The organism is Shewanella chilikensis (genome assembly GCF_037953065.1).
In the GTDB taxonomy this organism is placed as follows: Bacteria; Pseudomonadota; Gammaproteobacteria; order Enterobacterales; family Shewanellaceae; genus Shewanella; species Shewanella chilikensis.
On record NZ_CP149966.1, the window covers coordinates 3427007 to 3440927 of the forward strand.

Consider the following 13921-nt stretch of genomic DNA (forward strand, 5'->3'; position numbering starts at 1 on the left):
GGCGTTGTGGCCGTCGTGAATACTCCCTTCGATATCAGCCGCATTCATACGCCACAGGGGATTTTTCGCCTCAAAGGGGAACTACAAGTCTCACCGCCGAAACTCGTGTGCAGGCAGCTTGAAATTCTCGGCAGTGACGGTTGGCTGGAGCTGCGAGTCGAAGATAACCGCACTCAAGTGCTGCTCGATGCGCTGTTTGAACCTGTGCGTGAACATCTCAAGCCCTGAACTTAGCCTCTTTCCCCCCGCAAGGCAGGGGGATTGTCTATTACAGCAAACCGATTAAATGGCTATCCAGGTTGCCTTAATTTCTGTGTATTTATCAAAAGCATGCAGCGACTTATCGCGGCCGTTACCCGACTGCTTATAACCACCGAAGGGCGCCGTCATATCGCCGCCGTCATAATGATTGATCCACACCATACCGCTTCTCAGCGCCTTGGCGGTTCTGTGGGCCTTGCTGAGATCCGCTGTCCACACACCGGCCGCCAGGCCATAGATGGTATCGTTGCCAATGGCTATCGCCTGCTCCATCCCCTCAAATTCAATCACACTCAGCACAGGGCCGAAGATCTCCTCGCGGGCGATACTCATCTGATTATTCACTTCACGGAACAGGGTCGGCGCCACGTAGACGCCACCGGTTTCAGCCATGAGTTGCTCGCCGCCACAGGCCAGCACAGCACCTTGCTGCTTACCCGCCTCGATATAACCGAGAATAGTCTGCAGCTGCTGCTGATCCACCACGGCGCCACTGACGGTATCCGGATCCAGCGGATGCCCCGGCTGCCAGGATTTGAGCTCGTCGATAATGAGCGCTATCAGTTGCTCCTTGACCCCGGACTCCACCAGCAGGCGCGAACCTGCGGTGCAAACTTCGCCCTGGTTGAAGGCGATGGCCGAAGCTGCCGCCTGCGCCGCCGCCTTGAGATCCGGGCAATCGTTAAAGACTATGTGCGGGCTCTTGCCACCGGCCTCCAACCACACACGTTTCATATTGGACTGACCGGCGTAAACCATCAGTTGCTTGGCTATCTTGGTGGAGCCGGTAAACACCAGGGTATCGACATCCATATGCAGCGCCAGCGCCTTGCCAACTGTATGACCAAAACCGGGCAATACATTGAGCACTCCGGGCGGGATCCCGGCTTCCAAGGCAATGGCAGCCATACGAATCGCCGTCAAAGGGGATTTTTCCGAGGGTTTGAGGATAACAGAATTACCGCTGGCCAGCGCCGGCCCCAGTTTCCAGCAGGCCATCAACAGGGGGAAGTTCCATGGCACAATCGCGGCCACTACCCCGACAGGCTCACGGGTGATCATGCCGATTTCATTGTCAGCGGTGGGCGCTATCTCGTCGTAAATCTTGTCAACCGCTTCGCCGGACCAACGCAAGGCCCTGGCGGCATTGGTCACATCCACCGACTTGGAAAAACGGATAGGCTTGCCCATATCCAGGGTTTCCAGCAAGGCCAGCTCATCACTATGCGCCTCCAGCAAATCGGCAAAGCGTATCATCACCTTTTTGCGCTCTACCGGCGCCATTCGCGACCAGACTCCGGATTCAAAACTGGCTCTGGCACTGGCCACCGCCGCCTCGGCATCGGCCAGATCGCAACTGGCTACGGCGGCAAGCTTGTTGCCATCCACAGGGCTGATGCAATCGAAGGTCTCACCGGATACGGCTGCACAATACTCTCCATGGATAAAGGCCTGGCCACAGATCTGCAATTGCGCGGCCAACTGCTGCCATTGCTGACGGGTTTGCGGTGTACTCATAAATCCTCTCATCTGCTTGCAAGCGGGCATTCCACTACCTCAGTAGGCCTATCGCGGCCAACTCGTGCAGCCATCGCGAGTTATTCGGGTCGCTCCAGATTAGCCTCGAGCACGGCATAAATTCAATATATTTTACAAAAATAGATTTTTTGGCATAAATAATTGCACACAGGCCTTCCATGTTCATTATTTCTGACATAGCATAGCGAAATATCAATCACCATTAACAAGCCCGCAACACTAAGGTTAATGCTTATGGCAGAGCTAAAACAACAGGCGAAAACACAGGGCAATCTCGAGCATTACTGGATGCCTTTCAGTGCCAACCGTCAATTCAAGCAGACTCCCAGGCTACTGGCTTCGGCCGAAGGCATGTATTACCGGGATGTCGATGGCCGTCAGGTGCTGGACGGCACCGCAGGTCTTTGGTGCTGTAATGCCGGCCATGGCCGGGCGGAGATCAGTGAGGCGGTCAGCCGTCAGATCCGCGAAATGGACTATGCCCCCAGTTTTCAGATGGGTCATCCGTTGGCATTCGAGTTGGCCGAGCGCCTCAGTGAAATCGCCCCGCCCGGCATGAACCGTATCTTCTTTACCAACTCGGGCTCAGAGTCGGTCGACACCGCACTCAAGCTGGCGCTGTGTTACCACAGAGCCAATGGCGAGCCGAGCCGCAGCCGTTTTATCGGCCGTGAGCTGGGCTATCACGGTGTGGGGTTTGGCGGTATTTCGGTGGGCGGAATTGGCAATAACCGCAAAGGTTTCAGCCCGCAGCTCCTCGGTGGCGTCGATCATCTGCCCCACACTCTGGATATGGAAGCCAACGCCTTCAGCCGCGGCTTACCCGAGCATGGCGCCGACAAGGCCGAGGCGCTCGAGGGGCTGATTGCCCTGCATGGCGCAGAGAATATCGCTGCCGTTATCGTCGAGCCCATGTCAGGCTCGGCCGGGGTAATATTGCCACCCAAGGGCTATCTCAAGCGCCTTCGGGAGATCACTCAAAAGTACGGCATATTGCTGATATTCGATGAGGTGATTACAGGTTTTGGTCGGGTGGGCGGCGCTTTTGCCAGCAACCACTGGGATGTGACTCCGGACATAATGACCACGGCCAAGGCGCTCAACAATGGCGCCATCCCCATGGGCGCGGTGTTTGTGCAGCAAGCGATTCACTATGCCTGTATGCAGGGCCCTGAGGCAATGATCGAGTTCTTTCACGGCTATACCTATTCGGGGCATCCGGTTGCGGCCGCGGCGGCACTGGCCACCCTGGATATCTACCGTGACGAAAAGCTGTTTGAGCGCACTACAACGCTGGCGCCCTATTTTGAGCAGGCGCTGCATAGCCTCAAGGGGCTGCCCAATGTCATCGATATTCGCAATACCGGCCTGGTGGGTGGCATTCAGCTGGCCCCCAGCCCGCAAGGTGTCGGCAAACGCGGCTATCAGATTTTCGAGCGCTGTTTCTGGCAAGGTGCGCTGGTACGGGCCACCGCCGACATCATAGCCCTCTCTCCGCCGCTGATAGTGGAAGAGTTCCAAATAGATCAACTGATTTCCACCCTGGCCGACGCCATCCAAACCGTCGACTGAAGCACACAGGATAGTTATGCGTATTTACAGCCACTATATAGATGGACATGAAACAGATGGCGGCCAGGCTCAGGCTTCACTGCCGATTTTCAACCCGGCCAACGGCGAAGAGCAAGCCAGAGTCGCCCTCGCCTCCCAGGCTGATACAGAACGGGCGATAGACTCGGCCAAGCAGGCTTTTGACGCTTGGTCAAAGGTATCGCCCCTTAACCGGGCACGGGTACTGTTTCGCTTCAAAGCCCTGGTAGAAGCCCACATGGATGAGCTGGCCGAGCTTATCTGCCTGCAACACGGCAAAGTGCTTGAGGATGCCAGGGGCGAGTTGGTTCGAGGACTGGAAGTGGTGGAGTTTGCCTGCGGCATTCCCCATCTTCTCAAGGGGGAACACACGGAGCAGGTTGGCACTGGCGCCGATGCCTGGAGCATCAATCAACCGCTCGGGGTGGTTGCCGGCATTTCGCCGTTCAATTTCCCTATGATGGTTCCCATGTGGATGTTCCCGATTGCCATCGCCTGCGGCAATACCTTTGTGATGAAGCCATCGGAAAAGAATCCGGCGCCGGTACTCAGAATTGCCGAGCTGTTGACCCAGGCCGGGCTGCCGGATGGGGTTTTCAATGTTATCAACGGCGACAAGCTGGCGGTAGATACCCTGCTCTGCCATCAGGATGTTCAAGCCATCTCCTTTGTCGGTTCAACGCCTGTGGCCGAGTATATCTACAGTAAGGCATCGGCCCACGGCAAGCGGGTACAGGCACTCGGCGGCGCCAAGAATCACATGCTACTGATGCCGGATGCCGATCTGGACCTGGCCAGCAACGCCCTGATGGGCGCGGCCTATGGTTCTGCCGGCGAGCGCTGTATGGCTATTTCCGTGGTACTGGCGGTTGCTGATGTGGCCGATGCCCTGATAGAAAAACTGCAACCCAAGATAGCCGCGCTCAAGGTAGGTAACGGCCTGGAGCCGGGTATGGAAATGGGGCCGCTTATCTCCCGCACGCATCTGGACAAGGTCTGCAGCTATATAGACAGCGGTATACTGCAGGGCGCAGTTTGTCTGGTCGATGGCCGCAATACCTTGGCAGACAGCGAAGGCTTCTTTCTCGGTGCGACTCTGTTCGATGGCGTAACCCCCGAGATGCAGATTTACCGGGAAGAGATCTTCGGCCCTGTGCTTTGCATAGTCAGGGTGGCCGACTATGACTCGGCGCTGGCTCTTATCAATCAACATGAGTTCGGCAACGGCACCGCCATCTTTACCCAGAGCGGCGAGCTGGCGCGCGACTTTTGCCACTCGGTGCAAGTCGGCATGGTAGGGGTCAATGTGCCTATCCCTGTGCCTATGGCATTTCACAGTTTCGGCGGTTGGAAACGCTCGCTGTTTGGCCCACTGCATATGCACGGCCCGGATGGAGTTCGCTTCTACACCCGGCGCAAAGCCGTTACCGCCCGATGGCCCAAACAGCTGAGTGCCGATTTCATCATGCCGACCATGAAATAGGGAGAGAGGGAGAGCCTGATGCACATCAACAATATCAGAGTACTGGCGCGCAATACTCCCGAGGTAAGTGAATACTCCATCGCCGAGGAAAAGCGTCTGCAGGGCGCGCCGCGCCAACGGCTGGAGAACCATTACTCCAGCCCCTGTGAGCAGTTTCATACCGGAATTTGGCAAAGCGAAACAGGCACTTGGAAAGTTGACTACACTGAGCACGAGTATTGCGAAATCCTCGAGGGTAACAGTGTCATCAGCGATGAGCAGGGAAATCATCTCGAAGTTGGCCCGGGCGACAGGTTTGTGATCCCGGCCGGGTTTCGCGGCAGCTGGCAGGTAACGGTTCCCTGCCGCAAGCTCTATGTGGTGTTTGAATCCAACAGATAAAAACAAAACCGCCATGAGGTCTCAGCATAGCTGCTGTTGTTTGGCATAAACCAGGCCGCGCCGGAATCTTCCCGGACGGGGCCGGCAAACCAAAGAAGGGAGAAATGCTTGTGAACCCAGTGATAAGAAGATCCAACCCTCTGCTATGGGCACTGCTGCTTGGCGGCGCCATAACCTCAACCTCTGCCATGGCCGAAGTCAGCGGCGAGATAGCCGTGACCAATGACTACCGCTTTAGAGGTGTGTCACAAACCGCCGGTGATTTTGCCGTGCAAGCTAGTCTGGACTGGAGTCACGATTCGGGTTTCTTCGTCGGGGCCTGGGCCAGTAATGTGGAATTCGATGAAGATGGTACTCCCAAAGAGGATCAGGTGGGTGCCGATTTCGAACTGGATGTCTACCTGGGTTACGCCGGTGAGATCAACGACAACCTGGCCTACGATATTACCCTGCTGCGCTATATGTACCCGGGCGACAATGTCTCTCAGGACTACAACGAAATCTCTTTCGGCCTGGAGTTCAGCGATTTTAGGGCTGCCTACTGGTACACCAATGACTATGCGGGGTCAGATCTGGACTATCACTATGCCGAGCTGAACTATAGTTATGAGTTTGCCGAAAACTGGAGCCTGGATCTGCACCTGGGTTACAACTTCGGCGATGCGCCCGATGACGATATGGGCAAATATCTGGATTACTCCATAGGTGTCTCGACTGAGATTGCCGGTTTTGGTCTGTCTCTGGCCTGGTTGGACACAGATATAGATTCGGATGCCGAGATAAGCAGTGGCACCTTCCAGAATGACGGCACTGTGCTGGCGAGTGTCAGCTACGCTTTCTAAGCGGCAAAATTGCGCTGCCCAGGCAAGCCATAGGACAGACCTGCACGGGCAAGCCCCATCTTCCTCCCACCAACCAAAAGTAACAGAGCCGCTCCCTGAGCGGCTCTGTTTTATAAATTGATTCAGTTCTCAACGCAGTGGCGGTATGTGGGGGGTATCGCCCCGGCGTACCTGCCGTTTGACGTCTTGCCAGCTATGGGTGAGATGTTGCAGTTGCTCTCGCCGCTCGGGAAACTGCTCACTGAGCTTTCCCATCAGTTCCACTTGTCTGTCACAGATTTGCGCCCAGCGCTCGGCATTGGAAAGGTACATGGCTTCATCCTTGATCTTGGCTTGTGGTAAAACAGACGTTACTGAACAAATAATAATCAAGGTTTGCCAATTTGCCAGTCCTTCTAGTCTTATCACAAAAATCCACCCTGGATGCACTGTCAAACGCCGCCGCTTGCAGGTATAACTGAAGATATTAGATTACATCTGGATAGCAGTATTTACTCTTGCTGAAACAAGGAGTCTCACTATGGCCACTATGTTAAAAATACTCTTTATCGCCCTGGCGTTAGTGCTTATCTACAAACTGGTTTTCAGTAACAAGAAAGGAATGACAATATTTGAAATGCATTTCAAGGACGGTCGTATGACCTCTCACAAGGGTAAGATCCCGGAGAAGTTTGAACGTGAATGCCGCGCCTTGGTCAAGAAAGAGAAACTCACCTGCACAGTGCGCGCCGAGCGCTGCGGCGAAGTGCGGCTGCATATCAGCGCCAACGCCGGAGATGCCAACATTCAGCGCCTGCGCAACCTGTTTCCCTTCGAATACTATGACCGCAAGCAGAGCGACAACAGCAAACAACTGGGTTGATCAGCGCTGTCCGGGGAACACTTGAGAATCGATTTTCCCTTCCCGGCGCGCATCATCTATGATCCTCTGGTTATCCTGTGCCATGGGATCTTCGGCGGGGAGATTGGGATTCACCCGCTCCTCCTCGGGCGCTTCAAAACTGAAATCGATACCATTCGAGCAGCCGCTAAGGGATACCAGTGCCAATAAGCCCATCGAAACCCAAGGCAGTAGCAGAGACTTGTTGTTCATCAATATTGAAACCTGTGTTGAGAGACGGTTGTTATTAAAACAGAGCTAAGCTTAACCCAGGCTGAGACTCAGCGTTAGTCATGGCGTACCATTAATGACCAGCTCTGTTACTTGACTTCCAACCTACGGATCACCAGAGTCACCTCCCCCACCGTCAGGCCCCATTTGCGGATCTCGCTGCGGTTGATTATGGTGTCCGGCGCCGTTTGATACATCCAGTCGTCGAAATGCACCTGATACTCGCCGCTATCTAACTTCAGCAGCATGTCGTAGCGCCAGCGCAGGGCAAAGCCCTCAGCTTGCCCTTCTGCCACCCCCAGAATATCCTCGGCTCTGCCCTGATAGCGGCCATCGGCAAGCTTGGTAATCTGCCAAGTTCGCTCGGCAAGCTCACCATCGTCATACTCAAACCACTCCTGCAACACACCTTGATTCCCCTGCCAACTACCCGTCATCCGCACATTGAAACGGCGCACCACCTGGCCGCTGTAATCTTGCACCATGCCTGAAGCCTGCAGCTCCCCGTTAAAGAACTGCTGCAGATCCAACTTAGGTTCGCTGGCGCTATAGTCATGAATGTCGACACTGCCGCAACCGCTCAGCCCTAGCATCAGAAATAACAACCAAACCTTGGTGAAACCGATAAACCTGCTCATTAACATTTGCATGCCTGCTCTCCTATCAACTGAGCTCTCAGCTGCGGCCGACTGCTGCGCTCTGACAACCAAATCGCCAAAAATGCATCGGCAAAATGCTTATGCTCGCTCGAAGCGCTCTCATCTATGGCAATCGCGGCTAACGGCTTGTCGTTGAACAGAAAGTATCCCTGCTGCGGCCCGCTTGCCACAAAGCTCAATCTGTCCCCCTGCTCCACATCCGGCCAGAGCCCTTCAAGCAGCGCCAACCAGGCAGATATCTGCTCTCTGTCATATCCCAGATGCAGCCACTGGTGTTTGGTGGCCTCAAGGAGTCGCGAGGCGGGGATATCCCGGTAATACTGAATTTCCAGCTGCTGCGGGAAGCTATTGGGCTGGTAACTACCATCCGGCGTCAGCAACCTGGCCCGATAAAGGGTCATAAACCACCAGTCCATTTCACCGCGGCCCACTTCCCGAAAGCTGGCAAGCTCCGCCTTTGAGGGCTCGACCTGGGCAGCTTTGGGCTCAGGTGTCTGCACTTGGCTCAGCGCTTGAGCCTGCTGTGCTTGAGTCTGTGCTTGAATCTGTAAATTGTCTGCCCATCCCTGAGTGGGCAGACCAAGCAGTATCATCAGCAGCCCGGCAAAGCCTGGGTTATGCAGCTTACCGGCTTGCTTTGCTCCCTTGTTTACACCCTTGATGAATCGTTTCATTGCCGGTCTCCGTCAGAGAAATCCTGTAATTGGGGGATTTTTACCCCATTCAAGCCTGAGGTTGCAATAACTTAACAGTGGCAGCAGCAGCGACCAGATGAGTATCAACAAGCTAAAGGTAGCCGATTGCCCCAGGGGCCAAGCCACAGCCTCCAACCTGAATGCCGCCAGATAACTGCCGGCGCCACCCACTGCGCCAAAGAGCGCCTGCTGCCATTTAGGCAAGTCCCTGAGCCAGGCCAGGCTCACCCCCAACGTCGCGGCAAAATGCCCCCAAAGGCAACAGAGCCACAAGGGTAAAAGCCGCGAGGGACTGTCAAACTCAAATACTCCGCCAAGGTGCAGCATGGCGTCCAGGGCTATGCCGATGACTGCCGGTATCAGCACGGCGTTGAGTGTTTTCATGCTGTATCCGCTACGCTTTACCCTTTGCTCTGCCAGTTGGCTTTGCTCTACCCGTTGGCTTTTCTCATCCTGGACATTTTCGACCATGAGGGCTGAGCGGTAGCCCGGATTGACAAGCAGCAACTGGACACAAAGCAGCAAGAGAGCAAACACCAGCGCCTGATTGGCAAACAGGATCAAAGACCACCAGCCCAACTGGAAAATGGTCGCATTGAGCAGCAGAAAAAACCAGGGCGATGAGAGTCTCATGGCCTAACCTGCAATTTGTCTTGAGCTGAGCGGACGATAGCCGTCCTTGACCGCAGTCAGTTGCACCGTGCTTATGGTGCGCTCAAGAAAACCACCCTCGCAGTAACTCAGGTAAAACTTCCACATACGCACAAAGTCCTCACCATAGCCGAGTTCGCGCACCCGCTCTCTGGCGTCATCGAAGTTGGCATGCCAGTCATTCAGGGTGCGTGCATAGTCGAGACCTATATCATCCAACGACCAGAGGGTCATGGAGGTTTGCCGCTGCAAGTGGCGCGTCATCTCGGTGACAGATGGCAGGCAGCCGCCGGGGAAAATATAGCGCTGAATAAAATCCACCCCTTTGCGGTAGCTGTCATAGCGCTGATCTTTAATAGTGATCGCCTGCAGTAACAGCTTGCCGCTCGGCTTGAGCAGGGCATCCAGGCCGGCAAAAAAGCCCGGCAGATAATCGTGGCCTACTGCCTCTACCATCTCTATCGAAACCAAACGGTCATACTGGCCGCTGAGCTGGCGATAATCCTGCCGCAACAGGGTAATGCGCTCACTCAGTCCTTCGGCGGCAACCCGTTCACTGGCATATTGGTACTGGGCATCAGAAATAGTGGTAGTGGTTACCTTGACGCCATAGTGTTTGGCGGCATAGATAGCCAGGGCGCCCCAACCGGTACCGATTTCCAGCAGAGTCATGCCGGGCTGCAGATCCAGCCGCTCGCAAATCAGTTGCAGCTTATACTGCTGCGCCTCATCCAACTGCGCCTCTTCATGGGGATAGACGGCGCTTGAGTAGAGCAGCTCAGGGTCGAGAAATGCCTGATACAAGGGGTTGCCCAGATCATAGTGCGCCAAAATATTGCGCTTTGAACCGGCCTTTGAGTTTCGGCGCAGCAGGTGTTTCACCCGGCTAACTGTGTTGGAAAACCAGGAAAACCGCTGCTCTATCTTATCCAGCAGCGGCAGATTACGGGCAAACAGGCGTACCACGGCGGTAACATCCGGACTGGACCAGTGCCCCTGAATATAGGCTTCACCGGCGCCGATAGAGCCGCCCAGAATCACCTGGCGAAAAAAGCGTTCATCGTGAATACGAATTATGGCAACCAGGTCTGCATCGAGCGGGCCGAAGGTCCACTGCTCACTCCCCAACTGCAGTTTAAGACAACCGCCCTCCAAGGCATTCAAGGCCTGTTGCATGACTCTGGCCCATAGACTCTTGCCGCTGGCGGCCAACTGCTGTCTGTTTTTGGCTACTGTGTTTTCCATCTCTTTCTCCAATGTTTGCTGTCACACTCGGGGAAATTTCCAAACCTTTAGGGGATTCTTGCAAAGGACTAAGGCCATTTACTGCGAACCACGCCTTGCATCCAAGCCCGTAAGCCGACGCAGAGCACACATGGGACTTGTTCGCACCTTCCTTAGCATCAGTCCGTGCCGCCCTGAGGCTTGCGCTCGTAAGGCACAAAGGGCACCCGCTTAAGCCACAAACGCAGCGCTTGCCAATAGATGAGCCAAAGAATTTTCAGGCTCATCAAGGGAAAGCCCCACAGATAACGCCTGAGCTCACGGCCATTGAAGGGGCGGCGTTTGAGGCTTAATACTGCATCGAAGCTGACCTTTTGCGACTCGGGGGCCGGCCCTGCCACGTCCCCCTTGCCGGGCAGATTGCTGATCCGCAAATCGAGCCGCTCTGCCGGCGCCGGAATATGCCAGCGATAGCGATAGTCCAGCGACATAAAAGGCGATACATGGAAGCACTTGTCGCCAAGCGCCGGCGCCTCGGCCGACACCAGATAACAGTGACGCTCATTCCAGGGGGTATTGCTCACCTCAGCCAACAGGTATTTATACTCATCACCTTGAAAGCAGTAGAAAAAGTTGACCGGGCTGAAATAGAGCCCAAAGTGGCGCAGTTGCCCGGCGAACAGCACACTGTCGCAGCCGGCCTCGCCGCCGAGCGCAATCACCTTATCCAGCACCCGCTGTTTCAGCGATGAGGCAGTATTCGATTCTGAAGCCGCCTTGAGGTAATCCTGCTGCCGAAAACGCAGCACTGACCAAGGAGATTCACCAAATAAGCCGCTCAGGAACGAAAGCCTTGGCAAGTCATCCAAGTCCAGCAGCATCAGGGCAAAGGGATAGCGAAAACAGTGCCTTACCGGCGTTAGCCTAGAGTGGCTGACGCTGCCGAGGTAGAGACCCGTTTCAGGTTTCATAGGCTTACCCCGAACCTTTCACAAACATCCAGGGCGCTGCGCACCCCGTCTTCATGAAAGCCGTTGTACCAGTAGGCGCCGACAAAATGGATACGGTCTTGGCCGCAGATCTCGCTGCGGCGTTGCTGCGCCGCCTGGCTCTGTTCATTGAATACCGGGTGAGCATAGACAAAGCGTTTGAGCACCTTGTCCTTGGCTATCGCCTCATCCTGATTCAGGGTCACCAAAAAATCCGGCGCAGACTTTGGCAGGCGCTGCAAAATATTCATGTTGTAGGTTACGCAGGCGGGACGGCTGGCATCGCCATCGAGACGATAATTCCAACTGGCCCAGGCGGCGCGGTGCTTCGGCAGCAACGAGGTGTCTGTGTGCAAGGTCACCTGGTTATCCTGGTATTTAAGCCTGGAGAGTATCTCCCGCTCCAGCTCACTGGCATCACCAAGCATGGCCAGCGCCTGATCGCTGTGACAGCCGAGGATCACCTGATCAAACTCATGCCAGCTATCCTTGACTCTGAGCTGCACGCTCGCCGCTTGGCGGCGGATTTGTGCTACCGGCGAGTTGAGATGAACACGCTCGGCAAAGGGCGCGCTGAGCGCCGGAATATAACTGCGGGAGCCGCCTTCGAGCACATACCACTGCGGCCGATTGCTGACGGCCAACAGTCCATGATGTTCAAAGAAACGGATAAAGAAAGGCAGCGAGAAAGCGCGCATATCCTGAATACTGGACGACCAGATAGCGGCGCCCATCGGCAGAATGTAGTGCTGACAGAAGAAGTCGGAGAACCCCTGCTGTTCGAGAAATTCCCCCAGTGTCACCGCCGGGTAACGACCGCTTTGATACAAGGCTTTGCAGCGGCTGTTGAAGGCCAAAATCTCCCTCAGGAACCCCCAGAAAGTCGGACTCAGCAGGTTGCGCTTTTGCGCAAACAGGGTCGCCAGGCTATGGCCGTTATATTCAAGACCGCTGACAAGGTTTTGCACCGAGAAGCTCATCTCGGTCGCCAGCGCCTTGATACCGATCCGGGCCATCAAGGCCTGAAACCTGGGATAGGTGCGGTCGTTGAACACAATAAACCCTGTGTCTATGGCGTAGGGTTTGCCGCCAAGCTCAACATCCACAGTGGCCGTATGCCCGCCCAGATAATCGGCGGCTTCAAACAACGTCACCTCATACTGCTGCGACAACAGATAACCACAAGTGAGCGAGGAGATCCCCGAACCGACTATGGCGATGCGCGGCTTGTTGCCGGTTGAAACTGTCATACTGGGCTCCCGTTTTTTGCAGAGGGTTTACCAAGGGCGACTGCCAACCAACTGCGGGGCAACCAGCTCAGCAGAGTCAGCAGCCAGATAAAACGCCCGGGAAAGGCAATCAGGCGCCGTCTGGCGGCCAGGGCTTGGATGATGGTGTTGGCGGCTTTATCGGCGGAGATCCGCATCGGCATGGCGAAGTCATTTTTGTCGGTGAGCGGCGTTTTAACAAAGCCAGGGCGAATTTCGCTGACGTCTATTCCCTTGTGGGCCAGATCGAGCCGCAAGCTCTGCGCCAGGTAACTGATCCCTGCCTTGGAGGCGCCATAGGCCTCCGCCCGCGGAAAAGGCAGCATCACAACGCTTGAGCTCATCAGCGCCAGTTGGCTGCCACGGGCAAGCAAAGGCATAAAGGCTTCCAGGCAATAGCCCACAGCCAACAGATTGGTGCGGATAACCCGCTCAAACAGGGCGCTGTCAAAGGCCATGGCCTCGTCTATGTACTCACAGGTACCGGCGTTGAGCAGCAGCAGATCCACACCATCGGCTTGGCCCAACTCCAATTTGAGCTTGCTGCCAAGCTTAAGCACCGAGTCTCTGTCGGTGACATCGAACCTCAAAGGCTCGCAGCCTTCGAGGGCGGCCAGAGCCTGTTCATTGCGGCCACAGGCCAAGACCCGCCAACCGGCGGCGGCATATTGTCTAGCGAGCTCGGCACCTATGCCTGAGCTGGCACCCGTGATCAATACTGTCTTCATCGGCTTGCCCTGCCCTTGACCATGCGCACCACTGAGCCCAGCAGTGGCAACTGTTCATAGAGCATCTGCCCCAGATCCAGATAATCCCTGTGATAATGGATTTTGTCGCCAAACTTGATGAGGCTGATACCATCGACGCTGATACTCTGCCCCCGGTTCAACTTGGGGTGGCAATACTTCATCTGCCAACTGATGGCGGCCTGATCACCGGCGGGCAAGACATCAGTGATCTCAAAGGCGATTTCGGTCAGGTTGCGATACAAACCGGCAAAATACTGTTCCAGTTGCTCAAGCCCCTCCAGTCGGTGCATGGGATCGCAAAAACAGATCTCAGGCGCGTAGACGGCCTGCAGCCTTTGGCGCAATGTGGGCAATTGCTCAGGGCCCAGGGATTGATACAAGGCAATAAATGCCTGAATAATCTCCTGAGACTGCGGCGATGTCGGCAGTGAAGCGGGTACTATGTCCGCAGTGACTGAGTGGCTGGTCATGATAATCCC

General features: G+C 55.5%; 17 protein-coding genes. 6 read left to right on the forward strand and 11 right to left on the reverse strand.

Annotated elements, in window-relative coordinates; translation table 11 throughout:
* Positions 1-15 precede the first annotated feature (15 nt).
* Positions 16-228 (forward strand): hypothetical protein, encoded by a 213-nt coding sequence (locus WKR14_RS15540; protein WP_339086797.1) that lies wholly within the window; start codon positions 16-18, stop codon positions 226-228.
* A gap of 54 nt (positions 229-282) precedes the next feature.
* Here WKR14_RS15540 and WKR14_RS15545 read toward each other — a convergent pair whose 3' ends face one another.
* On the reverse strand, positions 283-1779 hold the full coding sequence (locus WKR14_RS15545; RefSeq protein WP_144134553.1) for an aldehyde dehydrogenase: 1497 nt from the start codon (positions 1777-1779) through the stop codon (positions 283-285).
* A 255-nt stretch (positions 1780-2034) separates the two neighbouring features.
* Here WKR14_RS15545 and WKR14_RS15550 point away from each other — a divergent pair, with 255 nt between their 5' ends.
* The 4 genes from WKR14_RS15550 (at position 2035) to WKR14_RS15565 (ending at position 6096) form a co-directional block, all read left to right on the forward strand.
* Positions 2035-3372: an aspartate aminotransferase family protein gene (locus WKR14_RS15550; protein WP_339086799.1), complete on the forward strand. Its 1338-nt coding sequence runs from the start codon at positions 2035-2037 to the stop codon at positions 3370-3372.
* 16 nt (positions 3373-3388) lie between these two features.
* Positions 3389-4873, forward strand: a complete 1485-nt coding sequence (locus tag WKR14_RS15555; protein ID WP_339086801.1) for a CoA-acylating methylmalonate-semialdehyde dehydrogenase — start codon at positions 3389-3391, stop codon at positions 4871-4873.
* 18 nt (positions 4874-4891) lie between these two features.
* Positions 4892-5254: a cupin domain-containing protein gene (locus tag WKR14_RS15560; RefSeq protein WP_123115843.1), complete on the forward strand. Its 363-nt coding sequence runs from the start codon at positions 4892-4894 to the stop codon at positions 5252-5254.
* A 119-nt stretch (positions 5255-5373) separates the two neighbouring features.
* On the forward strand, positions 5374-6096 hold the full coding sequence (locus tag WKR14_RS15565; RefSeq protein WP_420884235.1) for a TorF family putative porin: 723 nt from the start codon (positions 5374-5376) through the stop codon (positions 6094-6096).
* 129 nt (positions 6097-6225) lie between these two features.
* Here the strand turns inward: WKR14_RS15565 and WKR14_RS15570 are convergent, their stop codons facing one another.
* A complete protein-coding gene (locus tag WKR14_RS15570) occupies positions 6226-6408 on the reverse strand; it encodes a hypothetical protein (protein WP_339086803.1) in 183 nt (60 codons plus the stop codon).
* A gap of 208 nt (positions 6409-6616) precedes the next feature.
* Between WKR14_RS15570 and WKR14_RS15575 the strand changes: the two genes are divergently transcribed.
* On the forward strand, positions 6617-6958 hold the full coding sequence (locus WKR14_RS15575) for a DUF3634 family protein (protein WP_221049646.1): 342 nt from the start codon (positions 6617-6619) through the stop codon (positions 6956-6958).
* Here WKR14_RS15575 and WKR14_RS15580 read toward each other — a convergent pair whose 3' ends face one another.
* The 9 genes from WKR14_RS15580 to WKR14_RS15620 form a co-directional block, all read right to left on the reverse strand.
* The gene (locus tag WKR14_RS15580; protein WP_339086807.1) at positions 6959-7189 is read right to left on the reverse strand and encodes a hypothetical protein; all 231 of its coding nucleotides are present in this window, start codon (positions 7187-7189) and stop codon (positions 6959-6961) included.
* A 107-nt stretch (positions 7190-7296) separates the two neighbouring features.
* Complete coding sequence (locus WKR14_RS15585; protein WP_109248187.1) at positions 7297-7857, reverse strand: DUF3833 domain-containing protein; 561 nt, start codon at positions 7855-7857, stop codon at positions 7297-7299.
* Entirely contained in the window at positions 7845-8540 is a 696-nt protein-coding gene (locus WKR14_RS15590) for a hypothetical protein (protein ID WP_109248188.1), read from the reverse strand. Before WKR14_RS15590 ends, WKR14_RS15585 begins: the two co-directional genes overlap by 13 nt.
* Before the next feature lie 12 nt (positions 8541-8552).
* Positions 8553-9194 (reverse strand): DUF2878 domain-containing protein, encoded by a 642-nt coding sequence (locus WKR14_RS15595; protein WP_339086810.1) that lies wholly within the window; start codon positions 9192-9194, stop codon positions 8553-8555.
* Between the two features lie 3 nt (positions 9195-9197).
* Entirely contained in the window at positions 9198-10457 is a 1260-nt protein-coding gene (locus WKR14_RS15600) for a cyclopropane-fatty-acyl-phospholipid synthase family protein (protein ID WP_335923608.1), read from the reverse strand.
* A gap of 158 nt (positions 10458-10615) precedes the next feature.
* Positions 10616-11407 (reverse strand): DUF1365 domain-containing protein, encoded by a 792-nt coding sequence (locus WKR14_RS15605; protein WP_335923609.1) that lies wholly within the window; start codon positions 11405-11407, stop codon positions 10616-10618.
* Positions 11404-12675 carry an NAD(P)/FAD-dependent oxidoreductase gene (locus WKR14_RS15610; protein ID WP_339086813.1) on the reverse strand — a complete coding sequence of 424 codons (1272 nt, stop codon included), beginning with the start codon at positions 12673-12675 and terminating at the stop codon, positions 11404-11406. Before WKR14_RS15610 ends, WKR14_RS15605 begins: the two co-directional genes overlap by 4 nt.
* Positions 12672-13421, reverse strand: a complete 750-nt coding sequence (locus tag WKR14_RS15615) for an SDR family NAD(P)-dependent oxidoreductase (RefSeq protein WP_123115837.1) — start codon at positions 13419-13421, stop codon at positions 12672-12674. The genes WKR14_RS15610 and WKR14_RS15615 overlap by 4 nt, the downstream gene beginning before the upstream one ends.
* Positions 13418-13912: a nuclear transport factor 2 family protein gene (locus WKR14_RS15620; RefSeq protein ID WP_339086815.1), complete on the reverse strand. Its 495-nt coding sequence runs from the start codon at positions 13910-13912 to the stop codon at positions 13418-13420. Before WKR14_RS15620 ends, WKR14_RS15615 begins: the two co-directional genes overlap by 4 nt.
* Between the last annotated feature and the right edge of the window lie 9 nt (positions 13913-13921).

Excerpts from the sequence above, each read along its gene's own strand:
- WKR14_RS15545 (WP_144134553.1), bottom strand. The coding sequence starts at position 1,779 with ATGAGTACACCGCAAACCCGTCAGCAATGGCAGCAGTTGGCCGCGCAA.
- WKR14_RS15550 (WP_339086799.1), top strand. The coding sequence starts at position 2,035 with ATGGCAGAGCTAAAACAACAGGCGAAAACACAGGGCAATCTCGAGCAT.
- WKR14_RS15555 (WP_339086801.1), top strand. The coding sequence starts at position 3,389 with ATGCGTATTTACAGCCACTATATAGATGGACATGAAACAGATGGCGGC.
- WKR14_RS15560 (WP_123115843.1), top strand. The coding sequence starts at position 4,892 with ATGCACATCAACAATATCAGAGTACTGGCGCGCAATACTCCCGAGGTA.
- WKR14_RS15570 (WP_339086803.1), bottom strand. The coding sequence starts at position 6,408 with ATGTACCTTTCCAATGCCGAGCGCTGGGCGCAAATCTGTGACAGACAA.
- WKR14_RS15575 (WP_221049646.1), top strand. The coding sequence starts at position 6,617 with ATGGCCACTATGTTAAAAATACTCTTTATCGCCCTGGCGTTAGTGCTT.
- WKR14_RS15580 (WP_339086807.1), bottom strand. The coding sequence starts at position 7,189 with ATGAACAACAAGTCTCTGCTACTGCCTTGGGTTTCGATGGGCTTATTG.
- WKR14_RS15585 (WP_109248187.1), bottom strand. The coding sequence starts at position 7,857 with ATGCAAATGTTAATGAGCAGGTTTATCGGTTTCACCAAGGTTTGGTTG.
- WKR14_RS15590 (WP_109248188.1), bottom strand. The coding sequence starts at position 8,540 with ATGAAACGATTCATCAAGGGTGTAAACAAGGGAGCAAAGCAAGCCGGT.
- WKR14_RS15595 (WP_339086810.1), bottom strand. The coding sequence starts at position 9,194 with ATGAGACTCTCATCGCCCTGGTTTTTTCTGCTGCTCAATGCGACCATT.
- WKR14_RS15600 (WP_335923608.1), bottom strand. The coding sequence starts at position 10,457 with ATGGAAAACACAGTAGCCAAAAACAGACAGCAGTTGGCCGCCAGCGGC.
- WKR14_RS15605 (WP_335923609.1), bottom strand. The coding sequence starts at position 11,407 with ATGAAACCTGAAACGGGTCTCTACCTCGGCAGCGTCAGCCACTCTAGG.
- WKR14_RS15610 (WP_339086813.1), bottom strand. The coding sequence starts at position 12,675 with ATGACAGTTTCAACCGGCAACAAGCCGCGCATCGCCATAGTCGGTTCG.
- WKR14_RS15615 (WP_123115837.1), bottom strand. The coding sequence starts at position 13,421 with ATGAAGACAGTATTGATCACGGGTGCCAGCTCAGGCATAGGTGCCGAG.
- WKR14_RS15620 (WP_339086815.1), bottom strand. The coding sequence starts at position 13,912 with ATGACCAGCCACTCAGTCACTGCGGACATAGTACCCGCTTCACTGCCG.